This is a genomic window from Bacillus sp. GS3m_15504, from assembly GCF_055825275.1.
This window is the reverse complement of the sequence record NZ_JBVVNL010000009.1, coordinates 56,236-82,611: the sequence shown is the minus strand read 5'-3', so window position 1 is coordinate 82,611 and position 26,376 is coordinate 56,236. Positions and strand designations below refer to the sequence as shown.

Here is a 26,376-nt window from a genome sequence, read left to right as displayed (position 1 = left end):
GAATTATATTTATTATTACAATAATAAAAGGATTAAGGCAAAATTAAAAGGATTGCCTCCTGTAAAATACAGAATTCAATCCTTATTAGCTGCTTAAATATATGTCTAACTTTTCGGGTCCAGTTCACTTCGTGGAAAAGGTAAGGGCGGTTCTCGGCTAAAACGTTAATGTAATTGTCTTATAACCGCACCTACTACCACCACAATAGCAAGTTAGGTTACAAAGGCAGAAGTTTCTCAGGCTTCTGTCTTCTTTATTTTATGCAAAACTCATACTACATACTCTATCATCATTGTAACACATTCTAATTATTTTTAGTCAAGAGAAAAAACACCTAAAGGGCTCGCCTTCAGGTGTTTCTCTTTTTATGCTAACGCAGCTGCCTGCTCTTGTTGATCTACAGGAATGACAGCGTCTGTTAATGCTTTCTCTAATTCAGCTGTGTATTTCATTTGTTCTTCTTTGCTCCAGCCTAGTTTCGCAGCCATGTAGTTGATTACTGCTTCTTTCCACTCGTATACCCAGTGGATGTTGAAGAATACAGCGCCTCTGCGGCGTACGAAGAAGTCGACTGGTTTTGCTGTCATTTCGTAATCCATTGCGTATACAAGTGGGATTAGAACGTCTAGCGGCATGTTATATTCTTTCGCTTCGTCTTTATGTTTTTTCGCTAGGTCAAATAGTACGTCAACGTTAGAGCCGTAGAATTTCGCGAATTCTTCTGCTTGTGCTGTTGTTAAACCGTATTTCGTACCTTCACCTGCTTTTTTCGCGATAAATGCTGGTAATCCTTTAGAGCCATCTACATGTCCACCAGAGATTGGCATATGTTTCGTTGAGCTCTTCGGATATGCACTATGGCCTTCTTTTTGTAGTAAGTTCGTTACGTAGTCTACTACCATTTCAGCCATTTTGCGGTATCCTGTTAATTTACCACCAGCGATTGTAATTAAACCAGATTCAGAAGTCCAAATTTCATCTTTACGAGAAATTTCAGATGCACTCTTACCTTCTTCGTAAATTAACGGACGTACACCAGCCCAGCTTGATTCGATGTCTTTTTCCGTAATTTTTACGCTTGGGAACATGTAGTTAATCGCATTAATGATGTATGTGCGATCTTCTGTTGTCATTTGTGGTACAGCTGCGTCTTTATCATAGAACGTATCTGTTGTACCTACATATGTTTTTCCTCCGCGCGGAATCGCGAATACCATACGTTTATCTGGTGTATCGAAGTAAATCGCTTGACCTAATGGGAAACGTTTTTGATCAATTACTAAGTGAACACCTTTTGATAACTGAAGTACTTTTCCTTTTTTCGAGTTATCTTTTTCACGAAGTGTATCTACCCAAGGGCCAGCTGCGTTTACAATTTTCTTACCGTAAACTTCGTATACTTCTCCGTCTAGTAAATCGATTACACGTACACCACATACTTTTCCATCTTTATATAAGAAACTATCTACTTTTGCGTAGTTAACAGCTTTTGCGCCGTGCTCAATTGCTTCTTTCATTACTTCAATTGTAAGACGCGCATCGTCTGTACGATATTCTACGTAGTAACCGCCGCCTTTTAATCCTTCTTGTTTTACAAGAGGCTCTTTCTTCAGCGTTTCTTCACGGTTAAACATTTTTCTGCGCTCGCTTCGTTTTACACCTGCTAAGAAGTCGTATACACGAAGACCAATTGATGTACTAAATGATCCGAACGTACCTCCTGTATGGAACGGAAGTAACATCCACTCTGGTGTTGTTACATGGGGACCGTTCTCATATACGATCGCACGCTCTTTACCCACCTCTGCTACCATTTTCACTTCAAGTTGTTTTAAATAACGTAGACCACCGTGTACAAGCTTCGTTGAACGACTTGATGTACCTGCTGCAAAGTCCTGCATTTCAAACACAATTGTTGATAACCCGCGTGTTGCTCCATCTAATGCAATACCAGAACCAGTAATACCTCCACCAATTACGATCACATCTAATTCTTGTTTATTTACTCCGTTTAATACGTCTTTACGTTGTTTACTTGAAAATTTCATGGTAATTCCTCCCTTTGATAACGAAAAAAGAGACCACAAACTCCGCTATAGATTTCGCCTCTATAGCGTGTTGTGGTCTCTCCAAATCTCCTACCGAATTATTAACTTGTCACCATTATAACACTGTTTATGATTATTTGAAAGCTTTTGTTGCTTCAATTGCTTTTTTCCATCCAGCATATAGCTCTTCGCTTGTTTCCGCTTCCATCGTTGGCTCAAAGCGTTTGTCCATATGCCACTGTTCTTTAATTTCATCTTGGTTTTTCCAATATCCAACCGCAAGACCAGCTAAGTACGCTGCACCTAAAGCTGTTGTTTCATTGATCACTGGACGCTCTACAGGAACGTCTAAAATATCACTTTGGAACTTCATTAAGAAGTTATTTTTAACTGCTCCGCCATCAACGCGTAATGTTTTTAGTTCAATACCTGAATCTGCTTCCATTGCGCATAATACGTCTTTTGTTTGGTAAGCTAAAGATTCTAATGTTGCACGAATGAAGTGTTCTTTCGTCGTACCGCGCGTTACACCAAACATAGCGCCGCGTACTTCACTATCCCAGTAAGGCGTACCTAATCCTACGAATGCTGGTACAACGTATACACCGTCAGTTGATTCAACACGAGAAGCATATACTTCACTCTCACTTGCATCTTTAAACATGCGCATTCCGTCACGTAACCACTGAATTGCAGAACCCGCTACGAAAATACTTCCTTCTAATGCGTAGTTTACTTTACCATCTATTCCCCATGCAATTGTTGTTAATAGGCCGTGCTCAGAAGCTACTGCTTTTTCACCAGTATTCATTAACATGAAGCAACCAGTTCCGTAAGTATTTTTCGCCATACCTTCACCGAAACAAGCTTGTCCAAATAATGCCGCTTGTTGATCACCAGCTACACCTGCAATCGGTACATTTTGACCGAAGAAGTGATAGTCAATTGTTTCTCCATACACTTCAGATGATGGACGTACTTCTGGAAGCATGCTCTTTGGTACTGTTAACATGTCTAGAAGTTCATCATCCCACTGTAAGTCGTGAATGTTAAACATTAATGTACGTGACGCATTTGAGTAATCCGTTACGTGCGCTTTACCACCAGATAGTTTCCATACAAGCCACGTATCAATTGTTCCGAATAATAGATCGCCGTTTTCTGCTTTCTCTCTTGCACCTTCAACGTTATCTAAAATCCATTTTACTTTCGTACCAGAGAAGTATGCGTCAATTAAAAGACCTGTTTTTTCGCGAACCATTTCGCTATAACCTTTTTCTTTTAACTCATCACAAATTTCAGCTGTTTGGCGAGATTGCCATACAATTGCGTTATAAATTGGTTTACCAGTCGTTTTATCCCATACAACCGCTGTTTCACGTTGGTTCGTAATACCGATACCAGCGATTTGTTCTGGCTTTACATCAGCTTCGCTTAAGCAAGTTGCGATAACCGCTAAAATAGATCCCCAAATTTCTTGCGCGTTATGCTCTACCCAGCCTGGCTTTGGAAAATGTTGTGTAAATTCTTTTTGAGCTGAATGAACAATTTCACCTTTTTTATTGAAAAGAATTGCGCGTGAGCTAGTTGTTCCTTGGTCTAATGAAAGAATATATTTTTTCATAATGGTTTCCCCCTTATGCTACTTTTCTACTATTTGTATTGCTTCCACTTTTTTTGCTTGTCATATAAGAGATTGCTAGTACAATCACAGTTGCAATAATTACATAAATAAGTGCTGCATTTTGTTTTCCTTCAAATACAACTTGATGGAATAATCCTGCAAGTGATCCACCTAAAATCGGACCTACTACTGGAATCCATGCATACTTCCAGTTTGAACCGCCTTTTCCTGCAATCGGAAGGAGGAAGTGCGCGATACGCGGACCTAAATCACGTGCTGGGTTGATTGCATATCCTGTCGTTCCACCTAATGATAAACCAATACTTACAATTAAGAAACCTACGATAAATGGATTTAATCCATCTGCAAATTTATTTGCACCAATTGCTAATATACCAAATACTAAAACGAATGTCCCAATCATTTCACTTAAAAGGTTTGCAAATGTGTTCGGAATTGCTGGACCTGTTGCAAATACACCTAACTTTGTTCCTGGATCTTCTGTTTCTTTCCAGTGTGGTAAGTAATGTAAATATACGATAACTGCCCCGATAATTGCCCCAATCATTTGTGCTGCGATATAACCAGGTACGTCACCCCATGGGAACGCTCCCTTAAATGCTAATCCTATCGTCAAAGCTGGATTCAAATGTGCCCCACTAATTGATCCAACCGCGTACGCTGCAACCGCTACCGCTAAGCCCCAGCCCATTGTAATAACAATCCAACCAGAATCTTTCGCAAACGACTTCTTTAAACTTACCCCAGCACAAACGCCGCCACCAAGTACGATTAACAACGCAGTCCCTATTAACTCTCCTAAAAATGCTGACATAGTATCCCTCCACAATCAATTTAAACGCTTTCAAATGTGATAGAGGTAAAATGAATGGCCATTCGTTTTTGTCAAAAGAAAAAGACCCACAGCTTTGCACGCTTCTATATAAATTTATATAGAAACAATGAAATGTGGATCTCTACTTTTCTCCGTCACGTTTATTAACTTGTCTATAATGTTAACCGTTAATGAAAGCGGTGTCAACAGAATTATTTCACATTTTCGTCACTTTTTTTGGTAATGTTTCCATAGTTCACGTTTTGATGTCGTAATTGCTGTCGCACCAGCATTTAAAGCTCTCTCTACATCATCAACAGTACGAATAAAACCACCCGCTAAAATCGGTACACCAGTACGCTCTTTCACTTCAGCGATCACATCCGTTAACGCTCCCGGAAGCACCTCTATATAATCTGGCTTCGTCTTTTCTAAAAGATTGCAACTCTTCTCCATTGCACTCGAATCGATTAAAAAGATACGCTGAATTGCCACAACACCTTTTTGCTTCGCCTTCATAATTACGCTCGCCTTTGTTGAAAGTAACCCGTACGGTCTAAACTCCTGACATAAATACTCCGTCGCATGCCCATCACTCTGCAATCCATGGATCAAATCCACATGTAAAAACACCTTTTTACAATATTGCTTCGCAAGTGATATAACACTCTTCAATTGACCGACATGAATATCTAAAATAACGATATACTCATACGAACTATGTAATAGCTTTTCCAAATCTTTAATTTGCCTTACTGCCGGCAAAATCTTTTGTTCATGAAATTCCATTCTAAATGTCCCCTTCTTTATGTCATCCTATCCTTTATAGTACACAATTTGAGTGAAAAGAACAGCTAGTGTAGGGGATTTCTTTCAAATCTTTCCTCTATTTATATATTTTCTTCAACTTATCAGAAGCAGTGCCACCTATAACCATTAATATGAAAGGTAAAAAACTCATTACATATGGTGCATCCGCTAAAATTGTAATGCTCGTTCCTGCAAACTTATTTAATGTCCATACAACTATTTTTGTAAGAAACAAAAATACCCCGACCATAAATAAACTATCAAAAAACACCTTCCATTTTGGATACGCTAATTGCTTACTATCTTCAATTACTTTTTGCGTCAATTCTTCATCGCTCCTTAGCAATTCATCAATCGTAATACCGAACAGATCGCTTAAATGAATAATAATTTCAATGCTCGGATAGTTCTTTCCCGTCTCCCATTTCGAAACAGACTGCCTACTTACATGAATTTTTTCAGCCAAATCACTTTGCGACCAATTTCGTTTTTCTCGTTCTTCTTTTAAGCGTTCACTAAAAATCATACTGTGTTTATCACCTCTCTACATCTAGTATGGACAAATACATGATGTAGAGTAAAGCGAGTTGTCGTTGCGTAGCCTGTGCAACTTGTGCGTTACAGCTTATAATGGTGCTATTTCATGTGCTATACGATGTAGGTTTCAGATATTTTTCTTCTATAATAATTTCCCGAACAATAATACAAAGAATTAATACGAATAAAGACTAAATGGGGCATAAAAAATACGCTATCCTTTCTTATCAGTCTCCAGAAAGAATAACGTAAAGTTTCATTTTCAAAACTTTTCATTAAAAAGAAAAGAAGCTAACAATAAATTGTTAACTTCTCAACTGAAAGCAAAATAGTATCTTTCCTTACCTTCTAATATCTAGGTTGTGATTGAATATTTGTAAGATGAACATCATACATATCAATGATTTCAAGAAATCTATCAGCTTCACGGAAAACGTGGTCTGCTAATAATGGATGAATGATACTCTTTATTTTACATTGCTCAATTAAATCACGTGCTGTTTTCTTAAAGTCCCGAAGAGATACAACCGACACACGATTTTGATCTAAAAATTGATCTAAAAGAGGGACTGTTTGGGATTGTGGTTTCATTGATTCTAAGTCAATTGCTTGATACATTAATGCATCAAAATCATTGCTAAAATTCCGAGCTGTATCTACAAGCTTTCTTTCCGATGGATCAAGAAGATGACCAATAAATTTAGCATGGTCTGCCATAATCCTCAAAAAGAAAACATTTTCTTTAATAATAGCATCAGGAAGGGCATCTAATTTCCCTTCATTTAATTCCATTAAACGTTTTCTAAAATAATCAGCTTCCCTACTCGTATGGTCAACTAACAGCGGAAAGTTATTTTGTCCTGGCAATTTACATGTGAGAATCAACCCTAAAATTTTTCGTTTAAACCCCCAAATATTAGTTGCGGCTTGTTGTACTTCTGCATTAAATCTTTTGATTTGCTCAGGATCTGTTTCATTTGTGTAGGAATGCGCTATTTGTTCAATATGTTCAAACAATCGATAAAATTGATTCGCCTCTTCAATTAGTTGCGTATCCTCGCATCTAAACCCTAAGCGAAGAAAAAGAGAATGCTCCTTCATGATTCTAGACCAAAAACGAATTTCATTTAATGAACGCTCAACAAACATTACAGATGTAACACCTGTATCCGGATGTAATGAAGTTTCATCCCTATGCATTGTTAATCCCCCCAATAAAATACCCCGCTAGTTCCATTCTTATGAAGAAACATATATATAAATGCCCTCAATAAAAGTTCATAATGAATTTCGTATACATGCTTCCCAAAAAAGAAAAAGGCTACCACCTAGATGTAAACTTCTACTAGATAATAGCCTTTCAACATTTCTATTAAAGCAATACAGAATCTTTATCACTATCCTGATTACGTTTCTCGCGTTCCTCTGCTAAACGCTTCATATACACTTCGCCTTCTTTTTCAATAAACTCATTATCCATCTCTTGCTCTTTTTTCGAAGTATATAAAACCATGTAGCCACTTAATACGATCCCAACGATTACAAGATACACCCACCATGGTAAAGTTTCCACTCTACTTCATTCCTTTCCTTAGACAAGCCTTATTAGTTTCACTGTATGAGGAAAGAAGTACATTTATGCTTAAAATTTTATCATTGTGGATTCTTCGCGAAGAACGCTTGTACATATTCCATAAACTCGATTGGTTCCTGGCGAAACGGTGCATGGTATCCTTTTTCAATAATATGGAACGTGCTATTCGCAAATAGCCCATGATACAGTTCACCATTTTTCCAAGAAACGCTCTTATCGTGTCGTCCCCATATAATTAAAGTCGGCACCTTAATTTTATCGGCTTCCATCGCAATGCGGCGCTCTCTCATTTTCGTCAGCTGATCATAATGCCCTTTATCATCGCGACTATTTTTCACTTCATTTTTATTGTAATCCGTAATCTCTGTTACCGTTTGTAAGTCTGTCGATAGTGGCGGCACTTCATAACTTTCTTTTTGCTGGAAAGATTCAATTCCTGTAGAGTCGGCTAAAATGAGATGCGTCACTGCGTCCGGATATAAATACGCTAAATTGAGGGACATCTCTCCGCCCATTGAATGACCGAGCACCGCAAACTGATCGTATCCGAGCTTCTTCATTAACTTATAATATAAATTCACTTGCGCAGGAAACGAATACTCAAAATCAACTGGCTTAGAAGAACGCCCAAACCCTAAAATATCCACCGCAATAATCGTATGGTCCCGCGCTAGTTCCGGATAAATATCACTAAAACCATCTGAAGAACCACCAAACCCGTGCAGCATAAGTAAAGGAGGCTTCCCCTCACCAATTTTCTTAAAATAAATCGTCTGCCCGTCAATTTGCGCCATACTCTCTTTCGTATTCAGCTTCATCATAACAGTATCTTTCACTTCTCCAACCTTCGCAATCGGCTTATCAACGAAGTTACATACGATAAGCAAAACGAGCACAATACCGCTAGTCATATAAAACTTAAACCGTTTCAACATTCCCGTCTCCTTTCTCAAATTGTTATTTAAAGTTTTTACATTTTTTGGTTGTTTTATAATTAATTTTAATTGTAACTACTATAGTTACAATTGCACTAAAAAAATATAACTCATTTCTATTACTAATGGTTATTTTGTAACTATTATAGTTACATATTTAAAGTAAGTCAATTCTTTTCTCTACATGGTCTAAAAATAGAAAAAGGGACTTCATGTTGAAGTCCCTTTCTTTGTTATTATAGTTGGCTTACTCCGCCGCCGTCTCCTCTATTATCTGCTGGTGCTCCACCCGTGTCTCCCTTATTAAAGCTAACATAGTCTGGTCTTGCCGGCGCTCCGCCTGTGTCTCCCTTATTAAGAGCAATAGCATTAAAATCGTGGGAACCTAAAACTGAAAAAGTAAATGCAAATCCAATTAATGCTAATACAATTTTTTTCATTATTTTAACGCCCCTTTTGCCACCTGTTTTTTCCTTGATTCATTACTCATGCGATAATATTTACTAGCCTTTTCATGATTGTTTATATTATAAAATTTATCTGCTAAGCGTTCTGTATATTCCTGAATACAGTCAAACAACTCTTCTCTTTCAAAGTAAGAAACTCCCGCTATAACAGCCTCCTCTAATGCATCAACATTTGTATTCATTACATTTAAAACCATGAATCGGTATTGATATTCTTGATTCTTCAACTGATTACAAATATGTAATCCTTTACTTATGATGACACTCGCTGTTTCAAATTCATTTATTTTTAAATATTCATCAGCTTCCAAGTACAGTGCTCTAAAATGATTAGGGGCTTTCTTTGTTACTTCGGATAAATGCCGAATTGCTAATTCTGATAAATTCTGATTTGCATATAGCAACCCTAAGTTATTTCTAACCATTAAAATATATTTTTCATGGTCAATTTGTTGAAAAATATTTAGTGAATGATTAAATATTTCCTCTGCTAACTCAAATTGATTTAAATCAACATAGCATAATCCCAATATATTCTCACATAAAGCCAAATTAATCTCATATCCTGGTTGCTTCTTAAAATCTTCTTTTGCCTTTTTCAAATAATCAATCGCATTGATTTGTTGATAAGAATGATAATAGAAATTCCCCATCCGATAATTAAACTCCGCATGCTCTATCGGATCTGCAATATATTTTAATAACTTCTCAGCTTGCTCATACTGTTCTTTCGCTTCGTTATAATTTGAAATTAATGTACAATGAAACCCTTTAAAGAAGTGATAATAATAAGCTAAAAAGCCCTCTGTTGGAATTTCGAAAGATTCCACTTTATCAAAACTATCTTCTCTAACCCCAATCCAATCAACTAATGCATCATATCTAAAATTCAATAATGTATGATAAAGCAATACCTCCTGATCCACATCCAACCCACTAATCTTACTTTCAATTTCCTCTTTCATTTCCGTAGCTTTCTCTATATTTTGCTGCAACATTACACGATACCAATCATCTAAAGAATGTTTCATTTGCTCCCGCGTTACTACATCTGCTCCCATACACTCCGCATCCCCTTTTCTCCAAAATTAGTATTTTTATACAATTATCAAAATTGTATATTACCACTCCTTTTCTATGCATTGAAAAACAATTATCAGAAAACTCACTAGAATAAATAAAAAAGCAAGCAGTTCCAGCACTCCGCTAAAACTACTTGCTCTACTTTTACTCTTTAATAAATTCCTTCGTGCTTCTTACTGTATCAATTGGACGAACTAATTTTTCGATTTCTTCACGTTTTGGCTCTAGGAATGGAGGTAAAGATAATTTTTCGCCAAGTGTTTCGTATGGCTCATCTCCCATAAATCCTGGACCGTCTGTTGCAAATTCAAATAAGATTTGTGGTGCAACTCTTGCATATAACGATTCGAAGAAGTGACGGTCTACATAACCAGATGAAGGAAGCCCTACGCTACTGATTCTCTCAATCCATTCTTCTAATACAGCGCGATCTTCTACGCGGAATGCAGCATGGTGAACCGTACCAAAACCTTGTCGTGCTTCTGGAAGAACCGTATTATGTTCTACAATAACAGATGCACCGTTTCCACCTTCATTCACTTCAAATAAATAGAATTCTCCTTCTTGCGCAACCTCTTTAAATAATAGAGCTTTTTCTAATACTTCTTTGAAGAAGCTAAAGTTTGCAATGCGGATAAATACAGGACCTAAACCAGTGATTGCATATTCTAATGGAACTGGTCCGTTTTGCCATGGTGTACCTGATTCAATTCCTTTATCTAATTCATCAGAAATTAATTGATAGTGTTGATCATCGAAATCAACGAAAGATAGAGTTTTCTTACCAAATTGCTCTTTAATTCCTGTATGTTCGACTTCCAGGCGGTCAAAACGTTTCACCCAATATGCTAACGCTGCATCAGTTGGAACACGGAATGACGTTTTTGAAATTTCATTTGTACCGTGTACTCCTTTTGGAATACCTGGGAAGTCAAAGAATGTCATGTCTGTTCCTGCACTACCTTTATCATCTGCAAAGAATAAATGATACGTTTGAATGTCATCTTGGTTTACTGTTTTTTTAACTAAACGCATTCCTAAAACGTGAGTGAAAAACTCATAGTTCTTTTCTGCACTACTTGTAATCGCTGTAACGTGGTGAATTCCTTTTAATTGGTTCATTTTATATTCCTCCAATGGTTTTAAAATTATATTTTCTCTTCTATTACTTCTCTTCAATAGGTGCTAAATTCGCTTCAATCTCTGCACGCTGATCTTCTAAGAACGGTGGTAAATCAAGTTTTTCTCCTAAATGTTCCACATCTCCATCAACTGTAAATCCTGGTCCATCTGTCGCAATTTCAAATAGGATTCCGTTTGATTCGCGGAAATATAAGCTTTTAAAATAGAAACGGTCGATGATTCCTGAAGACTGGAAGCCTCTTTGTATCACCTGTTCTTCCCAATAAGCAAGCTCTGTATCGTTTTTCACACGAATTGCTAGGTGGTGAATGCTACCGCGGCCCGGTTTTTCAGTAGGACCATCTAAATATTTCACAACGATTTCTCCAAAAGCCTCTCCTTTAATGGATTGAAAAATCGCTTCCTCTTCACTGCGGCTAACCTCTGTATAACCGAACATCTCTGTAAGTGTACTTGCCATTTTATCAAGTCTACGAACTGTCATTTCCACAGAACCCATTCCTTGAATTTGATGCTCTGCAGGAACTTCTGATTTCTCCCAAGTTTCCCAGTGCTCCACTTTTTCTCCATTTGAAACGAGTAGTACTAAGCGAAGACCTTCAGCATCCTCAAATTGCAAAGCAGGACGATTTGCGTATGTTGTTATTTCACTATGTTTCACATCAAATTTCTCAAATCGTTCTTTCCAGTAATGCAAGCTATCCTCGGAAGGAACGAGTAATCCAATTCGAGTAATGGCATTTGTACCGCGGTACGTTTTCCCTACTAAAGGAATTTCAAAAAATGATAATTCTGTACCCGGACTTCCTGTTTTATCTCCGTAAAATAAGTGATACATTGACGGATCATCTTGGTTTACTGTCATTTTCACACGACGTAAACCAAGTACATTTTTATAAAAGTGATTATTTTCATTTGCATTTTTCGTAACCATTGAAATGTGATGATGCCCTTTAATTTCATACATTGGTAATTCCTCCGTTTCGTTTTACTAGTCAAGTGATAACTAAAAAATAACATTTCCCACAACTAATATGGTTTTTAGCGTTTCAATTTATTCTCATTATGTTTTTGTAAATTCATCTTAGTTTTTACTGAATAAGTTACTTTGTTTTGTAAGTCGAAAGCAAGTGAGTGTATGTTTTTCATATGACTCAATCGCTTTCGTTACTATCACTTTACACCTCAAGTGATTAAAAAGCAAGAGATTTATCTCAAATTCGAGATATTTTTTTATTGCATAACATTTTGGACTGGAGAATGGTTTAGTAAATCTTAAAAACATGAGTGGAGAAAAGAACCGTCAATCTAGATTAAAGTTGCAACGCCATCACCAAAACAAAACATCATCAAATCAGGAGCTTGCTCACCCTATGAAACACCAGATGAGCAACTTAATGGATTGAAAGGATACCTTGATCATAGATGTTGGTGGTATGAGTTTAAGTAAGATAAGAGACTAGCCTCCTTTTACAAATTCAATGTTGATTCTATCAACTTCTATTTCAACATACTTGTTAAAGTATTCACTGCGTTCAAGGAATATTTCATCTTCGTCTGTAATAATAATCCCTGCATCAATAAAACCACGATTTAATATTCCACTAATACGATACTTAAAAGAATTATCAATTCTTTTTAAACTTTTAACTCCCTCTATTCCTTCGTTTATTTCAATATTATCGAAAACTGTAATATCGAAAATAACAGGATAACTTTTTCCTTCTTCAATTTTATATGAACAAACAGTGGAGAATCCTGTGAATACTACACCATTAATATTTATTGTAACTTCCTCATCGATTAGCTCATCGGTTTTTTCTACATATGCCCTGTATTTCATATTTTTTCTTCTTATTATTAATCAGCAGGGTTTATAGATTAATAATCTATGTTTCAATAATACTTTTTTTGGCAGGGTAAAGATGTTACTGTAAAAGAAGTCTATGTATAAGTCTATTAACCTAGTAACAGTATAAAAAAGAAACCGGCTCTTTATTTGAGCCGATTTTTTATATCCTTGTTTGTTTGGCTATACTCCATATGTCATTTCCTCCAAAAATTCTCCACCACTCTTGATGCATTTCATTAATCTACTACATGCGCAATGAAAGTAATGTTCACTTGTTGCAGCTGATTTTACCGGAACTGGATCTATTTCATGAAACATTTGTTCTTTTTTGTGAAAATACATTTTTCCGATTTTATCTGGATATTCTGAGGGATAAAATTGATATACAACTATTTCCTCATCTTCAAATTCTTTATTCATTGTGATATGAATCGCCATAATTTATCTCCTCTTCTGTTTATTCTTTATCTATATTAGGTATTTCCCAAGGACGGCCTGACCTTACAGTTGCCTTATGAGCCGTTTTGTAATCTGTTTTGAAAATGCCTTCAAATCTTGATTCAAAAATCTCATGCCGAAGTAAATCCATGTCTTCTTTCAAGAAATTACCATTTTCAAGGCGTTTCCATCCTTGAGCTATTGGATAATCAGGATCAAATCTATTAAATCCTTGTTCTCCTAAATCATGTTTTTTGTGAAAGACATGTTCTTTAGCTCTACTTACATGTCTTTCGTGTATGCCTGTATTTTTAGCTATAGACTGAATATCTGAAGTTGAATTTCTAATTTCTTCATATGTTTTTACAGCATGGGCATCTCGTCTAAGCCATTCATCTACAGAAATACTACCGTTTCTTCCACCAGAATTAATATACATTGAACGATCCATTTTAGTTGCTTTTTTAGCTGTATTAGCAGCCTCAGCCGCCTTTGCAGTCATTTTAACACCTTTTCCTACTTTGGCAATCTTTCCAACTGGTGTAAGACCAGCTACCGCCATTCCACCAGCAAAGATTCTATCCCAAGTGGAAAGTTTTTCGCCAGTAGATGGATCAATACCATCCCAAGCACGACGAACATCGTATTCACCACTGACTTCACCGGCAATATCTCTAGCTAATTTTTTACCATCAAAGCCTTTCTCTTCAGAAGATGGTTTACCACACATTGCACCTTCTTCTATTGTAACATCTTGATCATCCGCATTGCGAAATTTTTCAGCGATTCGTTTCAAATCTTCTTCTACTTGTACAAGTGAATTGATAGATGTAAAAGCTTTTGGTCGCGCATCATTGAACATTTGAATGAACTGTTGATTAGAGGCACCAATCCATTGAAAACACAAATGATCAATTTCATTACATAAATTATTATGTATAGATTCTAATGCGATTCTGGTATTACTTGCACGATTTGCGACTTCTTCTAGCATTTCAGGTGTTACTTTGATTTGAACCATTTCTTTCCTCCCTTTCCCCAATTAAAATTATGAGATAAAAAGAAAAAAATGTAAATACAGAAACTTTAGATTAGTATAATAATGTGTATATAAAATAAAATCTGCTTAATTGCAAATACAACCTATGTGTGTGCAATTACGCTAATAAAATAAAAGGGCATCCCAAAACGGAAATGCCCTTTTATTTCAGGTTTAAATTACAACCATCATCGAGTATGTACTTTTAAACAACCTATTCTTTTTCTTTCCACTACAATAATAAGTTATTTTCTTGTTGACTTGCCTTATGTGCTTTTATATCTTTTCAACTTTAAACATTAGATGCTCTTAATTACCTCATTAACAGATTCACTAAACATATCAGGGTCTTCATTTTTTATATCGATCAATAATTCTTTAATACTAATCGTAATTGATGGATCAAATTCCGAAAGTACTTTTCCATATGCTAATCTTACTTGAGGGTGATTAAGAATTCTATAATGTAAAATTTCTACCCATTCTTTTGCTGAGTTAATCATCTTCGGAACAGCTTTAGCAATACATACAAGTCCTTCTTCTATATTATTTTTATATAAGCTCTCTATTCCATGAATTAAACCAAACATAACCTCAAATTGCTCAGTCTCATCATCTAAAACTAAACATAAATCTGTAATAACAGAGACGTCGTTGTACTCTATTACTTCCATTAATGACTCATTAAAATCTCGTATCTCATTTTCATTTTCTAATAAACGATTATCATATAGTCTTTTTAGATGACTCTTAATATCCAAAGGTAATCATCCTTTCCATGTTTTATTTATCAAATAAATGCGGATACAGCTCTTTGTTTCTTTTAATAACTTCTCTTAAACCTTCTCTTATCTCAGCAGTATGTAAACCATCTTTTATATAAATTCTTCGAGCATCCAAAATATCATGAGCTAAGGCATCACGAAAGCTAAGGTTTAAATTACACCCATTTCTTTTAACATATGAATTAAACTAGTATAGAAGTATTCACATGCTTCTGTCTTACAATTAAATATCTTAATATTACTCTTTGTCCCTCGCTCACTATAATATTTTACATTCTTTTCGAAGATATTTAATAAACTCACACTTGGTAAATTTACATCTCCTCGAACCGTTTTACCTCGTTGTCTTTAGATTTTCGTATCCTCATCAAACTTCTTTACCAGTTAAATTATCAATAAATCTTATTTTTCCATTTTCAGAAACTAATTGTAAATCACTACCTATTGGTAGTTCGTATATTCCCAGAATAGCCGGTTCAATATTTGCTACAGTATTAAAATCACATACTACTAAATTATCATGATTATTAATGTAATTATCATCATCAATTTCTGAAAAAAATCTCCAACCATTATCTACCGCATCTATTGATTGCTCTCTCAATATCCATTTCAATTTTCCTGTTTCATTTATTATATTTTTTGAAACAATACAGGCCCCAGCTTTTTCAATAAATTCAATAGGCTCTTTTTTATCCATATTTTCTCACCCCTTCAATTAAACTTGATCTATATGGGAATTTTCTAGCGTATTCAATAGCTGAAAATCCTGTACTATCTTTTAACTATTTCATTTAATTTTCAACAAAAAAAACAGCCCCACTAAGCGTATTAACACTTAATGAGGCCACTTTATTCACATTATTAATTATGGAACGACGGTTTATAGAACGAACGATTATCAAGAGCAAAGACACGCTCTGTGTATTCGCCTGGTTTTGTGCGTCCTAATGCGCGGTCCATCATGTTCATTTTTGCATCTAAGTTATCGATGTAGTGCAGAATTTCTGCTTCTTTTACTAATGGTGGTTTTGGGCTACCCCATTCTGCTTTTCCGTGGTGAGAAAGGACGATGTGTTGAAGAATTAATACTTCTTCTGCATCGATTTGTAGCTCGTCTGCTGCTTTACCAATTTCGTTCACCATAATTGAAATGTGACCTAGTAAATTCCCTTCTAACGTATACGTTGTAGAAATTGGGCCAGATAATTCAATTACTTTACCAAGGTCATGTAAAATAACGCCTGCATATAGTAAGTCTTTATCTAATGATGGATATAGATTTGAGATAGCTTTCGCTAAATCAAGCATCGATACGACGTGATAAGCTAGTCCAGATACGAACTCATGATGGTTCTTAGTCGCTGCTGGATAGTCTAAAAATTCGTTTTGATGCTTATTTAATAAATGTCTTGTTAAACGTTGAATGTTTGGGTTTCTCATTTCAAATATGTATTGCGTAATTTTTTCAACCATATCTTCTTTTTTCACTGGTGCTTTTTCTACGAAATCTGAGATGTCCGTTACTTCATTTTCATTCGCAACACGGATTTGTTTCACACGTAATTGAATACGGCCTTTGTAGTTTAGAATGTCACCAGCCACTTTCACGATTGTTTCCGCTACATATTGTTTCTCAACTTCTGGTGATACGTCCCACAATTTCGCTTCAATATCTCCACTTGGATCTTGTAAGATTACTGTTAAAAATGGCTTTCCATTGCTTGCGATACCTTTTGTCGCTGTTTTAATTAACAAGAAAACATCGACTTGTTCACCAACTTCATACTCTGCAATTTTCTTTTTCATTCGAATTCCTCCACCAAATCAGTTACTTTTAGTATAGCACACTACAACTCGTTTTCTTTACGCATATGCGTTAATTTTATAATCTGTTTTTCTGTAAAATACGCGAGTAAATGCGCATGACATGTAAAGAATATGACTTGTCTATCCTTTGCAATTTCCTTTATAAGTTCAATCGTACGATTCGTCCTTACCGCATCAAAGTGCACGAAACTGTCATCAATAATAAATGGATAATCATGCTCAAATGTTTTCGCTAATGCAAATCTCAGCGATAAATACAACTGCTCCGCCGTCGCTTGGCTTAGTTCATGACTATAAAAGCGCATACCATCATTACGTTCCACAATAAACGGCTCTGCCTCTGACGGTGAAAAGATTTTACTATATCGTCCGCCTGTTAAATAGACGAAATACTCTTCTGATTTTTGTAAAATACGAGGAAGATGTACTTCATGATAATATTGCTTCGTTTTCGTTAACACTGTCTTTGCGGCCGCATAAGCAGCCCATTTCTTCACTTGTTCACGCACTTGCGCTTTTTTCATTTCCCATTCATGCATTAAATCACCGTACGTACTACCTTCTTCTAAATTCGCAATTTCCATACGATGTTTCGCAATACGCTCTGTCAGTTCTTTTTCTTGTGCCAGACAGTTTTGCGCGGCTGTCAGTTCTTGCTTTAATTTTTCATCATAACCGTCAGCTTCATAATGTTCCGCTAATGATAAACTCGTTAAACGTTGTTCTAACAGATCAATTTGCGGCAATAAACGCCCCACTTGTTTCTCTGCATCTTCACGTTTTTCCGCTAGTTTACCTGCCTCTAAAAACATCTCTTCATTTGTAGACTCTGCGATATGCCATAAACTGTCTCGTTCTACTAACAGTTGTTTCAACTGTTCTTGCATGAACTCATATTCTTCTTGCCATTCCGCCAGTTTTTCTTTTAACTGCTTACAAGTTTGGCGCTTCTCTTTCTCATTTTGCATACGGCTTTGTGCCTCGTGCAGCTTATTATACTCTGCACTACCGATAACAGTTTCTAGTTTATGTTCAAATTGCGAAATCATTTCATATAATGAAGATTTTCGCGTGCCTTGTTTCTCTAATTCACGATATAATTGCTGCATTTTTTCCATACGCTCAAACGCCGGCAATATGTGCGCATACGTATAAAATTCAGGGAACGTATAGCGCTTTTTATACACATTTACTTGTTCGCTCGTGCGGAACGTTTCCCTCTCCCATTCCTCATACGATGAAACGACTTTATCATACGCTCGCTCCATTTGCTGTAACTTATATGACTCACGCTCAAATAACTTACGAATCTCTTCGTCTTTTTCTAACTGGTAGCGTACAGTCATCGCTTCTTCACTTTGTCTCCCGCCAGCACTTTGCTGAAGAGTAAGAAGTTCTTCTTGTAATCCACTTGACGGATCTTTATATAAAACGAAGGCAAGAACAATCCCTACAAAAACAATGACACTAATAAATAAGAGTAGGCGGTTATCTATAAATAAACTTGTGAATAAAACGCCTGTGTTAATAAGAAGTAACAGAAGACAAACTCTTTGCCACTGTTTTTTCTTTTGCATCGCTGCTCCTGCTTTTTCCTCGTACTTGCGCTTCATTCTCTCAGCGCCCATACCGATAAACGCCGCATCTTGGAACGACTTCTCTTTCTCAACTAACGTATTTCGCTCTTCATCCGCTAACATTTGTTTCTGAATTTGTCTTATGTTTTCTTCTTGTTCTTCTAATTGCTCCTGCGCTACTTTAAAACGGTCATCAAGCTGCGCTTTTTGCGTTTCTAATTCGCGTGCCTTTTGCACAGTTTGCGTAATTAACTCTTTCGTTGCCAAACTCATATCAAAGGAAAGAACTGTTTCTTCTTCAAAAGTAGTGCCGATTTGTTGCTCGAGTTCTGCAAGCTCTTCTTTTATATTCGTAATCGCTCCTGTTATATCACGCATTTCTTGACGTGCATTTTCGTAAGACATATGCTGCATTCGAAGTTCTTCTACATAACTTTCTTTTTGTAAAAACTCTTCATCTATTTGAATCGATTCCATTTCCGATTGCACGTTTTCTATTTTTTTATGAAAGGAATCAACTTGTAACTGAAGCGGCTCCATTTTTGCCTTAATCGCTTCATAACGCGCCATTCCGTTTACCGGAAATTGCCCGCTCTCTTTTTCTAACACTTTCTCATGCGCACGCTTTTCAATAACGAGAGGTTCAAGCGCTGCTAATATTTCATAATCTTGCTTTCGTTTTTCTGCACTCTCTTTTTCTGCGCGAACAAACGCCAATTTCTCTTCACTTTCTTTTAACTGCTTCACCTGTTTTTCATACGTGCCAATTTTCCCTTGCCACTCTTTCATCTTCTCTTCCAGCTTCTTCATCTCTTGCAGTGACACGTTAATTTCTGGTTTGCGCCCACTCGGCTTAAAGCGCTGATCCATTTCTTTCTCTAGCTTTTTATCTAGCTGCAATAATGCATCACTTCCGACTGCACTTGCCGAAAATAAATAATTGCCGATATCCGCTTCGCCTAGCTGATGAATGTTTTGAAGACCATGCATATCAAAAGAAAAGACCGATTCAAATAAACTTTCATTCATCCCGGTTAATATATCGTGTAAAATTTCTTCGCCGCCCGTTTTCCCGTCTTCAAAATAAACAGTTACCTCACCAGCAGCCGTCTTTGGCAATCGTTCAATTTTTAAACGGCCGTACTTCTCGGTTTGCACAGTGATCGCACCGCCATACTTCCCGCCTTCTTTCGGCTCATAACGGCGCTGTCCTCTCGTCGGAAAACCGAATAAAATACTTTTCATAAACGAGCGAATTGTTGATTTCCCTGCTTCATTTTCACCGTATAACACCGTCAGCATTGAAAGATCCATTTCCACATTTTCTAATTTTCCGTATCCATAAATATGGAGTTTTTCCATTCTCATTTCTTATCCCTCTCTTGCTGGAATAATTGTTCTAAAATAATGTTTTCCGCTTCCTTTTGAATCTCTTTCTTCTCTTCTTCTGTAAAAGATTCAATACTATTACGCGCTATAGGAGATGTCCAAATACTGCGCAACACGCCGTCCATATTGGCGAAAGCTTCTAACTCCTTCAGCACACTACCGACGAAATGATTTTCTTCTTTCAAACGCTCGATTTCTGCAAAAGAAACCGTCTCATTTTTCCACTTCATCGTATATACGAAATCCTTTCGCTCTTCTCCAGATGCTAAAATATGAAAAATTTCTTCTACACGCTTTTCATCACGTAAATAAGGAGAAATTGGTCCCTGCCCTGTAAATACGACAGTTAATAGCGTACCTTCTTCTTCTCTTCGGCACTCATTCATCGCAGTTGACACACTTGTCATAAGTTCATCAACAGTTTCAAGTCCATCAATATTCACTTCTATCTCATCCCACACAACATCCGCCGTATGGAAAAAGGAACAGTGCGATCCTTGTTTCGTAAGTTCAATTAGGTATGCACCCTTCTCGCCCGTTTCCTTACGATGACGCCCTTGTATATTACCTGGATAAATGATGTATGGCTCTTCTAATAAAATTTCACGTTTATGTATATGGCCAAGAGCCCAATAATCAAACTGCTTTTCTTTCAGCTCACGAATTTGAAACGGTGCATAGCGATTATGCTCTGCATCGCCTTCCACACTTCCGTGAAGCATGCCAATATGAAAAGGCGCATCACTCATTTTCGTATATTGCACTGTCATATTATCCGTTACCGCTTGCTGCAAATAACTAAATCCGTAAATAGAAGCGAATAGCTCACCATTTTTATAAAAGGATTTCTCTTCTACATAAGGCTCCGTAAACACATGAACATTTTCCGGAAACTCAATTGCTGCCCAGCTTCCCCCTAAATGATCGTGGTTACCGTGAATAATAAAAACAGGGATATCGTACTGCGAAAGTCTCTTCATTTGCTCGCGCACAAACACTTGCGCCCTCAAACTTCTCGTCTCCGCATCATACAAATCCCCGGCTAGTAATACGAAATCAACGCGCTCTTGAATCGCTTTATCAATAATACGTTCGAACGATTCAAACGTACTCTGCTTCATTCTCTCCCAAACAGACTGCGGTACATTCATCTCCATTCCTTTAAACGGACTATCCAAATGCAAATCAGCCGCATGTATAAACTTCACTTGTTTCACAAATAACGATCCTTTCTTTTTCCGTACTTTACTACAAATAGTAAATCTAGTGTCCATAAAACTTTCACTCTATTTTAACACGCAATGTCATATATTTCTTTGCATATTCTATTGATTTATGCCAAAATAGTTATAAGATTCTGATTTTTATTATTGGAGGGAATTTTCATGGGAGTATACGTTCTAACAGTCTTTGAAAAAGATGGTTCAAAAGCATTAGACGAATCATTCGAGGCGGCAACTGAAAAAGAAGCGAAAGCAAAAGGTGAATCTATTTTACAAGAAAAAGGATTGTATGAAAAAACACATCGCTGCACATCTTCTGCAGGTAAGCTCGTTTTATTCCAGCGCTAAAAAAAGAAGCGTCATCCGCTTCTTTTTCACTCTACTATATCTTCGTCACACCACGTAAACACCACATCTAGAATGCGATTACCGATACGTACGCGCTTATTCCATTTTCCTGTTTGGATCTGATGTTGCAATTCTGCTTTCATCTTTTCCGTCCAGTCGTGAATCGTTTCACTACCGTCGTACGGATATACGCTTGGAAACTCTTTCTGCAGTAGATGCAAACTCTCTGCATCAAAATGAAAATGGAAGAAGTAGTTTGCTGTAAGCGATGGTTCTTGCAATCGTAAAAACTGATCATCAATTTGCTTTCTATTTCGATAGAAAGTAAAGATATTCACTTTACCGCTCGTAATTTGGTCAATTTGAATTTCGTGCTTCTCTATAATCACGTCTTGTCCACCTCGTTGTATACTATCTTTAGTATATATGTCTTTTGCAACAAAGTTAACCATTTTCGCGCGAAATTCATTTCCTTCATTATATTACCTGTACCTCCATATGCAATCAGAACAAATAAAAACAAAGTTGAAGGGGAGCGATTACATGTATTTCGGAAGCAAAGGTTGGTATGTAAAAGAACTTAAAAAATTAGGTATCCGTACTTATGAAGGTAAAAAACTAGAATCGTATCGTACGCATGTGTTATCTAGTTTACTTGAGAGAATGAAGAAAGCTTCAGCTTAATAGATGTAGGAAGCGACTACGGTTGCTTCCTTTTTATTTTGCTTATGTTTCCCTCCTACATGTAAATGAAACAAGCAATTGAACTGCAAATGTTATAATAATACCAATCAAACTAAGGGGGAACATTTATGTTGCACGGAACATGCATTCAATTTCACAAGTTCGGCAACCCAAAAGATGTATTACAAGTGGAATATAAAAATATAGAACCATTAAAAGAGAATGAAGTACTAATTCGTATGTTAGTTAGACCGATTAATCCGTCTGACTTAATTCCTGTTACCGGAGCGTATGCCCATAGAATTTCGTTACCTAACATACCTGGTTATGAAGGTGTTGGCATTGTAGAAGATGTAGGGGCTTTTGTTTCTAGAGAACTTATCGGCAAACGTGTTTTACCGTTACGCGGAGAAGGTACTTGGCAAGAATATGTGAAAACATCAGCTGATTTTGTAGTTCCTATTCCCGATTCCATCGATGATTTCACAGCGGCACAAATGTATATTAATCCTCTTACGGCGTGGGTCACTTGTACAGAAACGCTAAACTTACAGAGTAATGATGTTTTATTAGTGAATGCTTGCGGATCCGCTATTGGACATCTATTTGCGCAGTTATCACAAATATTGAACTTCCGATTAATTGCCGTTACAAGAAATAATAAGCATACAGAAGAATTACTGCGCCTTGGTGCTGCATATGTAATTGATACTTCCACTGCCCCGCTTTATGAAACCGTTATGGAATTAACGAACGGGCTCGGTGCGGACGCTGCGATTGATTCTATCGGAGGACCGGATGGAAATGAATTAGCTTTCTCCTTACGTCCAAACGGGCACTTTTTAACGATCGGCCTTCTATCAGGAATACAAGTGAACTGGGCAGAGATTGTCACCAAAGCAAAAGTACACGCGAACATATTTCATTTACGACATTGGAATAAAGAGGTATCACCATATAAATGGCAAGAAACGTTTCGTCACTTAATTCGCTTAGTAGAAAATAAGCAATTACGTTTTATGACGGTACATTCTACATATGACTTAGCGGATGTGAAAGCGGCAGTTGATGTTGTGCAGTCTGCTGAGAAAACGAAAGGGAAAGTATTTTTGACTAGTTATTAACTACAATTGAAGTGGGCTTTTTGATTGGCCTTTTAAATAGACTAGATAATACCTTTAAGAGCGAACATTTGTAAGTATCTGGTATAATTCTATTAAAAGGTGAAAGGAGATTTTCACATGTGGTTAATTTCGGCAATTTGGCCTGTTATACTAGTCGGGGGAATTGTAGTATTTGTAATAAAAAGATTGGAACATAAATATAAGAACGGAAAATTAGGTAAGAAAAAATCAAAAGAAGCTCAAAACTTATTAGATAGTCTCATACCTATAGGAATGCTTGTTGGCTGTATAATCGGTTTGATTTTCGGTATGTTTTTCCCGGACTTCTCCCTGCTTTCAGTTAGTTTAGGATCTGGAATAGGCTATTTATTTGGTTATTTCGCCTATGAAATTTATAGCAAGCCAGGAAACAACTTCTCATAATCCAAAAAGAATAAACGGGACAGTACATAGTAGTCATCAAAATATGTACTGCCCTTTATTTTTGCATCAACGTTATCACCACCCTACCTTCCACATCCTATACACCTTTTTTATTGATTTTCCTCTCCTCCCTCTGTTGTATATCCGCTTTTTTGTTTTCATGGGATCTATATCCAAAGTAAAGTAGCGCACATGTAATAACAGAACCTACAATGTATCCTAAAAAACATCCTAACCAAAACATATTGTAACCGCCTCCATTCATAATAAATTTTATGTAATATAACTCTTTACATGCTTCATCGTTTATTTCTATCAACTATACATTCTCTAAAATTATTCATACCACTAATTCTCTCCGTACCTCAAATAGCAATTTTATTATTTGTCATAAAGTTAACACCTTCATTAAATATATACAAATTTTCCATATTATTACTTTATATCTTAAAAATAATATACTACACTTAAAATAATTAGGCTAGTAATCAGCTCTTTTCCCTCTTAACTTTAGTTATGAACAAAAAAAACCCCCTCAAAGCATAATCTTCGAGGGGTGAGCCTGTTTTTTATTTACTTATATACGTACAGCTGTACCACTTACAGCAACCATTAACATTCCATCACGAACTACTTCGTAATCTACGTCAACGCCAACGATAGCGTTCGCACCTTTTTGTTTTGCAAGTTCTTTCATTTCATCCATTGCGATATCACGAGCTTCTTTTAGCTTACTTTCGTAAGAACCAGCACGACCACCGACAACATCACGAACAGAAGCGAATAAATCGCGGACAATATTTGCACCCATAATAGCTTCACCATTTACAATATCGATATACTCAATAATTTCTTTACCTTGAATTCCAGACGTTGTTGTTACAATCATGACTGACACTCTCCTAATAAGTTGTAGTTTTAATTAGCTTTCTTATGTCTTTATTATGACATGGAACAAGCAACGAATCTATTGAATTACCTTACAGGAATGTGACAGTTTTGTAAGAATGAACCGCACATTATGTTTCATTTTAATAAAGCGCTTTAACATTTGGATACATAAACGATTCCCTATTTTCTTTCCAGTCGCATTCTACTTCTTTAAAAGTTGGTCGTCCTAATTCTTCATTGTTTTCATGTTTACGAAACCATTTCTTCACATACTGATCCCCATTTTTATTTTGGACTGTGCAAAGGAAGCTATTACTACTATCCTTTAATATTTTTACAATCACGAATAGACACCTCTTTCCTTTTAAATAATAGAATAGAACTTGATCTTTTACTATAAGCCCTTCCTCTCTTATAGTCATACGACTCCTCGGTCGCGCCAAAATTGTAAGACCAAAAACGATATTTACTTTGTTTACATTTTATTTAAAGAAATCAGAGTTATAAGCATGATGCTTATCAAATATTTTGTAGATTTCTAACTTATCATCTAATTTTGCATCTACTAAAATTAATATATTTCCATCGTAAATATATTCTTCATACTTTTTAGCATGTTCTTCAGGGATTCCTAATCCTATAAATGCTCCTATTAAACTTCCAGCTCCTCCGCCAATACCAGCTCCCCCAATAGCTGCTGCGATCGGTCCTGCGGCTACAATTGGGCCCATTCCAGATACGGCAAGTACACCAAGACCTGTTAATAAACCACCGAGTCCGCCTGCTACTCCTCCTGCTACAAGCCCTGTTGCTGAAAAGATATCTGCTTTATGTGCAGTTTCGCTATTCACTTTTTCACCCGATTTTTCTTCCAGATGTTCAATTTCCTTTTGATCTTTCGCAATAGCTGAAATGTTATCTGCCGGGTATCCTTTTTCCTTTAATTCATTAATAACGAGTGCCGCATCATCAATTGTTGGAAAAACACCTACTATTTTTCTATCCATATTCATAACTATTAACCTCCTAAAGTTTTATATCATACATCTTTATTACTCTTCGTTTTTATATACACTAATTTTTTTATTCACATAACCATTTACGAAAAACGCTAACAATAAAAGGATTACAAGAGAACTACTTAACAAGTAAATGAAATCAAATGTAATATCCGTTATCATTTTATCCATATGTAACAGTCTCCTTTTTATTTAAAGTAAAAGTATATTTTTATAGACTAGAACTTTACAATTCATCTTCGGTCAATCTCTTTATGGTATATGTATACCCTTCTTAACCCTTTCTAAACGTAAAAAAACTATAATTATATTTTTTCTTATTTATATGTTTAACATTTTTTAAAACGGGTACGTTTATATTGTTATGCTTATTATATGGAAAGGAAAATTACGATGAACGCCATTCACTCTACTACTATTCTTTATAATGAAACACCTACAATAACGCAGATTCATCATTTTTATGCTTTAATGACAACATTTCAAACGAATGTATTTATAAGTAAACAAGGAACACTTACTTCTATTAAAAACTTAAGCACATTAGTATCATTTTTCCTTACTGTAAAAAAGAGAGAGCTTGTATTATTTATATTTGAAGGAATAGATGCAAAAAGAGCTTTAAGAACACTCTTTCCTTCTTAAAGGTTTTATTACCCCCTATTCCCTCGATTGTT

32 protein-coding genes are annotated in these 26,376 nt (G+C 36.2%); 7 read left to right on the top strand and 25 right to left on the bottom strand.

Going from position 1 to position 26,376, the window contains the following annotated elements:
* Positions 1–97 (top strand): IS3 family transposase (locus tag AC0L0O_RS28900; protein ID WP_134656395.1); only part of this gene is annotated, 97 nt, incomplete at its 5' end.
* A gap of 269 nt (positions 98–366) precedes the next feature.
* Here the strand turns inward: AC0L0O_RS28900 and glpD are convergent.
* The 12 genes from glpD to AC0L0O_RS28840 all read right to left on the bottom strand — a co-directional run bounded on the left by glpD (position 367) and on the right by AC0L0O_RS28840 (position 12,044).
* Positions 367–2,049, bottom strand: coding sequence for an aerobic glycerol-3-phosphate dehydrogenase (gene glpD / locus AC0L0O_RS28895; protein ID WP_000672808.1), 1,683 nt, complete (start codon positions 2,047–2,049; stop codon positions 367–369).
* Between the two features lie 133 nt (positions 2,050–2,182).
* Positions 2,183–3,673 carry a glycerol kinase GlpK gene (glpK, locus tag AC0L0O_RS28890; RefSeq protein WP_000759995.1) on the bottom strand — a complete coding sequence of 497 codons (1,491 nt, stop codon included), beginning with the start codon at positions 3,671–3,673 and terminating at the stop codon, positions 2,183–2,185.
* Between the two features lie 13 nt (positions 3,674–3,686).
* Positions 3,687–4,508 carry a glycerol uptake facilitator protein GlpF gene (glpF, locus tag AC0L0O_RS28885; RefSeq protein ID WP_001272189.1) on the bottom strand — a complete coding sequence of 274 codons (822 nt, stop codon included), beginning with the start codon at positions 4,506–4,508 and terminating at the stop codon, positions 3,687–3,689.
* A gap of 228 nt (positions 4,509–4,736) precedes the next feature.
* A complete protein-coding gene (glpP, locus tag AC0L0O_RS28880; protein WP_000394287.1) occupies positions 4,737–5,297 on the bottom strand; it encodes a glycerol uptake operon antiterminator GlpP in 561 nt (186 codons plus the stop codon).
* Positions 5,298–5,394: 97 nt separating this feature from the next.
* Entirely contained in the window at positions 5,395–5,844 is a 450-nt protein-coding gene (locus tag AC0L0O_RS28875) for a helix-turn-helix domain-containing protein (RefSeq protein WP_000577667.1), read from the bottom strand.
* Between the two features lie 359 nt (positions 5,845–6,203).
* Positions 6,204–7,055 (bottom strand): DUF2935 domain-containing protein, encoded by an 852-nt coding sequence (locus AC0L0O_RS28870; RefSeq protein ID WP_473786231.1) that lies wholly within the window; start codon positions 7,053–7,055, stop codon positions 6,204–6,206.
* Positions 7,056–7,227: 172 nt separating this feature from the next.
* Positions 7,228–7,428 (bottom strand): sporulation YhaL family protein, encoded by a 201-nt coding sequence (locus tag AC0L0O_RS28865; RefSeq protein WP_000449227.1) that lies wholly within the window; start codon positions 7,426–7,428, stop codon positions 7,228–7,230.
* A gap of 80 nt (positions 7,429–7,508) precedes the next feature.
* The gene (locus tag AC0L0O_RS28860) at positions 7,509–8,384 is read right to left on the bottom strand and encodes an alpha/beta fold hydrolase (protein WP_000919268.1); all 876 of its coding nucleotides are present in this window, start codon (positions 8,382–8,384) and stop codon (positions 7,509–7,511) included.
* Positions 8,385–8,620: 236 nt separating this feature from the next.
* Positions 8,621–8,824, bottom strand: coding sequence for a hypothetical protein (locus tag AC0L0O_RS28855; RefSeq protein WP_000724994.1), 204 nt, complete (start codon positions 8,822–8,824; stop codon positions 8,621–8,623).
* A complete protein-coding gene (locus tag AC0L0O_RS28850) occupies positions 8,824–9,912 on the bottom strand; it encodes a response regulator aspartate phosphatase (RefSeq protein WP_000500594.1) in 1,089 nt (362 codons plus the stop codon). The genes AC0L0O_RS28855 and AC0L0O_RS28850 overlap by 1 nt, the downstream gene beginning before the upstream one ends.
* A gap of 166 nt (positions 9,913–10,078) precedes the next feature.
* Positions 10,079–11,056, bottom strand: a complete 978-nt coding sequence (locus tag AC0L0O_RS28845; protein ID WP_473786230.1) for a ring-cleaving dioxygenase — start codon at positions 11,054–11,056, stop codon at positions 10,079–10,081.
* A 43-nt stretch (positions 11,057–11,099) separates the two neighbouring features.
* Positions 11,100–12,044: a ring-cleaving dioxygenase gene (locus AC0L0O_RS28840; RefSeq protein WP_000272960.1), complete on the bottom strand. Its 945-nt coding sequence runs from the start codon at positions 12,042–12,044 to the stop codon at positions 11,100–11,102.
* A gap of 345 nt (positions 12,045–12,389) precedes the next feature.
* On the opposite strand from AC0L0O_RS28840, the gene AC0L0O_RS28835 reads away from it, so the two are divergent.
* Positions 12,390–12,527 (top strand): N-acetylmuramoyl-L-alanine amidase C-terminal domain-containing protein, encoded by a 138-nt coding sequence (locus AC0L0O_RS28835; protein WP_374703494.1) that lies wholly within the window; start codon positions 12,390–12,392, stop codon positions 12,525–12,527.
* A 9-nt stretch (positions 12,528–12,536) separates the two neighbouring features.
* Here the strand turns inward: AC0L0O_RS28835 and AC0L0O_RS28830 are convergent, their stop codons facing one another.
* The 8 genes from AC0L0O_RS28830 to AC0L0O_RS28795 form a co-directional block, all read right to left on the bottom strand.
* A complete protein-coding gene (locus AC0L0O_RS28830) occupies positions 12,537–12,920 on the bottom strand; it encodes a hypothetical protein (protein ID WP_000877276.1) in 384 nt (127 codons plus the stop codon).
* A 189-nt stretch (positions 12,921–13,109) separates the two neighbouring features.
* On the bottom strand, positions 13,110–13,367 hold the full coding sequence (locus AC0L0O_RS28825; protein WP_000974348.1) for a hypothetical protein: 258 nt from the start codon (positions 13,365–13,367) through the stop codon (positions 13,110–13,112).
* A gap of 19 nt (positions 13,368–13,386) precedes the next feature.
* Entirely contained in the window at positions 13,387–14,388 is a 1,002-nt protein-coding gene (locus AC0L0O_RS28820) for a WXG100 family type VII secretion target (protein ID WP_000249932.1), read from the bottom strand.
* A 317-nt stretch (positions 14,389–14,705) separates the two neighbouring features.
* Positions 14,706–15,167, bottom strand: a complete 462-nt coding sequence (locus AC0L0O_RS28815) for an Imm30 family immunity protein (RefSeq protein ID WP_000351978.1) — start codon at positions 15,165–15,167, stop codon at positions 14,706–14,708.
* Between the two features lie 391 nt (positions 15,168–15,558).
* Positions 15,559–15,891: a DUF2185 domain-containing protein gene (locus AC0L0O_RS28810; RefSeq protein ID WP_000358288.1), complete on the bottom strand. Its 333-nt coding sequence runs from the start codon at positions 15,889–15,891 to the stop codon at positions 15,559–15,561.
* A 164-nt stretch (positions 15,892–16,055) separates the two neighbouring features.
* The gene (gene yhaM, locus AC0L0O_RS28805; protein WP_000726642.1) at positions 16,056–17,000 is read right to left on the bottom strand and encodes a 3'-5' exoribonuclease YhaM; all 945 of its coding nucleotides are present in this window, start codon (positions 16,998–17,000) and stop codon (positions 16,056–16,058) included.
* Between the two features lie 41 nt (positions 17,001–17,041).
* Positions 17,042–19,966 carry an ATP-binding protein gene (locus AC0L0O_RS28800; protein ID WP_473786229.1) on the bottom strand — a complete coding sequence of 975 codons (2,925 nt, stop codon included), beginning with the start codon at positions 19,964–19,966 and terminating at the stop codon, positions 17,042–17,044.
* A complete protein-coding gene (locus tag AC0L0O_RS28795) occupies positions 19,963–21,204 on the bottom strand; it encodes a metallophosphoesterase family protein (RefSeq protein ID WP_002035870.1) in 1,242 nt (413 codons plus the stop codon). Before AC0L0O_RS28795 ends, AC0L0O_RS28800 begins: the two co-directional genes overlap by 4 nt.
* Before the next feature lie 168 nt (positions 21,205–21,372).
* Here AC0L0O_RS28795 and AC0L0O_RS28790 point away from each other — a divergent pair, with 168 nt between their 5' ends.
* Complete coding sequence (locus AC0L0O_RS28790; RefSeq protein WP_000539551.1) at positions 21,373–21,558, top strand: YhzD family protein; 186 nt, start codon at positions 21,373–21,375, stop codon at positions 21,556–21,558.
* 26 nt (positions 21,559–21,584) lie between these two features.
* Here the strand turns inward: AC0L0O_RS28790 and AC0L0O_RS28785 are convergent, their stop codons facing one another.
* Positions 21,585–21,947 (bottom strand): hypothetical protein, encoded by a 363-nt coding sequence (locus AC0L0O_RS28785; RefSeq protein WP_000582792.1) that lies wholly within the window; start codon positions 21,945–21,947, stop codon positions 21,585–21,587.
* Between the two features lie 154 nt (positions 21,948–22,101).
* On the opposite strand from AC0L0O_RS28785, the gene AC0L0O_RS28780 reads away from it, so the two are divergent.
* From AC0L0O_RS28780 to AC0L0O_RS28770, 3 genes are all read left to right on the top strand, one after another.
* Positions 22,102–22,242, top strand: coding sequence for a YflJ family protein (locus tag AC0L0O_RS28780; protein ID WP_000273536.1), 141 nt, complete (start codon positions 22,102–22,104; stop codon positions 22,240–22,242).
* Between the two features lie 128 nt (positions 22,243–22,370).
* Positions 22,371–23,366 (top strand): zinc-dependent alcohol dehydrogenase family protein, encoded by a 996-nt coding sequence (locus tag AC0L0O_RS28775; RefSeq protein ID WP_473786228.1) that lies wholly within the window; start codon positions 22,371–22,373, stop codon positions 23,364–23,366.
* 117 nt (positions 23,367–23,483) lie between these two features.
* Positions 23,484–23,789, top strand: coding sequence for a hypothetical protein (locus AC0L0O_RS28770; RefSeq protein ID WP_473786227.1), 306 nt, complete (start codon positions 23,484–23,486; stop codon positions 23,787–23,789).
* A gap of 577 nt (positions 23,790–24,366) precedes the next feature.
* On the opposite strand, the gene AC0L0O_RS28765 is transcribed toward AC0L0O_RS28770, so the two are convergent.
* The 4 genes from AC0L0O_RS28765 to AC0L0O_RS28750 form a co-directional block, all read right to left on the bottom strand.
* Positions 24,367–24,678, bottom strand: a complete 312-nt coding sequence (locus AC0L0O_RS28765) for a YbjQ family protein (protein WP_000637511.1) — start codon at positions 24,676–24,678, stop codon at positions 24,367–24,369.
* A gap of 142 nt (positions 24,679–24,820) precedes the next feature.
* Positions 24,821–25,024, bottom strand: coding sequence for a DUF4028 family protein (locus AC0L0O_RS28760; RefSeq protein ID WP_473786226.1), 204 nt, complete (start codon positions 25,022–25,024; stop codon positions 24,821–24,823).
* A 138-nt stretch (positions 25,025–25,162) separates the two neighbouring features.
* Complete coding sequence (locus AC0L0O_RS28755; protein ID WP_072180490.1) at positions 25,163–25,693, bottom strand: general stress protein; 531 nt, start codon at positions 25,691–25,693, stop codon at positions 25,163–25,165.
* Positions 25,694–25,732: 39 nt separating this feature from the next.
* Positions 25,733–25,870: a hypothetical protein gene (locus AC0L0O_RS28750; RefSeq protein ID WP_000359813.1), complete on the bottom strand. Its 138-nt coding sequence runs from the start codon at positions 25,868–25,870 to the stop codon at positions 25,733–25,735.
* A gap of 222 nt (positions 25,871–26,092) precedes the next feature.
* Here AC0L0O_RS28750 and AC0L0O_RS28745 point away from each other — a divergent pair, with 222 nt between their 5' ends.
* Positions 26,093–26,344 (top strand): hypothetical protein, encoded by a 252-nt coding sequence (locus AC0L0O_RS28745; protein WP_000991339.1) that lies wholly within the window; start codon positions 26,093–26,095, stop codon positions 26,342–26,344.
* The last annotated feature ends 32 nt before the right edge of the window (positions 26,345–26,376 follow it).

Excerpts from the sequence above, each read along its gene's own strand:
- AC0L0O_RS28750 (WP_000359813.1), bottom strand. The coding sequence starts at position 25,870 with ATGGATAAAATGATAACGGATATTACATTTGATTTCATTTACTTGTTA.
- AC0L0O_RS28830 (WP_000877276.1), bottom strand. The coding sequence starts at position 12,920 with ATGAAATACAGGGCATATGTAGAAAAAACCGATGAGCTAATCGATGAG.
- glpD (WP_000672808.1), bottom strand. The coding sequence starts at position 2,049 with ATGAAATTTTCAAGTAAACAACGTAAAGACGTATTAAACGGAGTAAAT.
- AC0L0O_RS28820 (WP_000249932.1), bottom strand. The coding sequence starts at position 14,388 with ATGGTTCAAATCAAAGTAACACCTGAAATGCTAGAAGAAGTCGCAAAT.
- AC0L0O_RS28845 (WP_473786230.1), bottom strand. The coding sequence starts at position 11,056 with ATGAACCAATTAAAAGGAATTCACCACGTTACAGCGATTACAAGTAGT.
- AC0L0O_RS28790 (WP_000539551.1), top strand. The coding sequence starts at position 21,373 with ATGGGAGTATACGTTCTAACAGTCTTTGAAAAAGATGGTTCAAAAGCA.
- AC0L0O_RS28800 (WP_473786229.1), bottom strand. The coding sequence starts at position 19,966 with ATGAGAATGGAAAAACTCCATATTTATGGATACGGAAAATTAGAAAAT.
- glpK (WP_000759995.1), bottom strand. The coding sequence starts at position 3,673 with ATGAAAAAATATATTCTTTCATTAGACCAAGGAACAACTAGCTCACGC.
- AC0L0O_RS28825 (WP_000974348.1), bottom strand. The coding sequence starts at position 13,367 with ATGGCGATTCATATCACAATGAATAAAGAATTTGAAGATGAGGAAATA.
- glpF (WP_001272189.1), bottom strand. The coding sequence starts at position 4,508 with ATGTCAGCATTTTTAGGAGAGTTAATAGGGACTGCGTTGTTAATCGTA.
- AC0L0O_RS28770 (WP_473786227.1), top strand. The coding sequence starts at position 23,484 with ATGTGGTTAATTTCGGCAATTTGGCCTGTTATACTAGTCGGGGGAATT.
- AC0L0O_RS28765 (WP_000637511.1), bottom strand. The coding sequence starts at position 24,678 with ATGATTGTAACAACAACGTCTGGAATTCAAGGTAAAGAAATTATTGAG.
- AC0L0O_RS28860 (WP_000919268.1), bottom strand. The coding sequence starts at position 8,384 with ATGTTGAAACGGTTTAAGTTTTATATGACTAGCGGTATTGTGCTCGTT.
- AC0L0O_RS28780 (WP_000273536.1), top strand. The coding sequence starts at position 22,102 with ATGTATTTCGGAAGCAAAGGTTGGTATGTAAAAGAACTTAAAAAATTA.
- AC0L0O_RS28850 (WP_000500594.1), bottom strand. The coding sequence starts at position 9,912 with ATGGGAGCAGATGTAGTAACGCGGGAGCAAATGAAACATTCTTTAGAT.
- AC0L0O_RS28775 (WP_473786228.1), top strand. The coding sequence starts at position 22,371 with ATGTTGCACGGAACATGCATTCAATTTCACAAGTTCGGCAACCCAAAA.
- AC0L0O_RS28870 (WP_473786231.1), bottom strand. The coding sequence starts at position 7,055 with ATGCATAGGGATGAAACTTCATTACATCCGGATACAGGTGTTACATCT.
- AC0L0O_RS28855 (WP_000724994.1), bottom strand. The coding sequence starts at position 8,824 with ATGAAAAAAATTGTATTAGCATTAATTGGATTTGCATTTACTTTTTCA.
- AC0L0O_RS28745 (WP_000991339.1), top strand. The coding sequence starts at position 26,093 with ATGAACGCCATTCACTCTACTACTATTCTTTATAATGAAACACCTACA.
- AC0L0O_RS28810 (WP_000358288.1), bottom strand. The coding sequence starts at position 15,891 with ATGGATAAAAAAGAGCCTATTGAATTTATTGAAAAAGCTGGGGCCTGT.
- yhaM (WP_000726642.1), bottom strand. The coding sequence starts at position 17,000 with ATGAAAAAGAAAATTGCAGAGTATGAAGTTGGTGAACAAGTCGATGTT.
- AC0L0O_RS28875 (WP_000577667.1), bottom strand. The coding sequence starts at position 5,844 with ATGATTTTTAGTGAACGCTTAAAAGAAGAACGAGAAAAACGAAATTGG.
- AC0L0O_RS28755 (WP_072180490.1), bottom strand. The coding sequence starts at position 25,693 with ATGAATATGGATAGAAAAATAGTAGGTGTTTTTCCAACAATTGATGAT.
- AC0L0O_RS28840 (WP_000272960.1), bottom strand. The coding sequence starts at position 12,044 with ATGTATGAAATTAAAGGGCATCATCACATTTCAATGGTTACGAAAAAT.
- glpP (WP_000394287.1), bottom strand. The coding sequence starts at position 5,297 with ATGGAATTTCATGAACAAAAGATTTTGCCGGCAGTAAGGCAAATTAAA.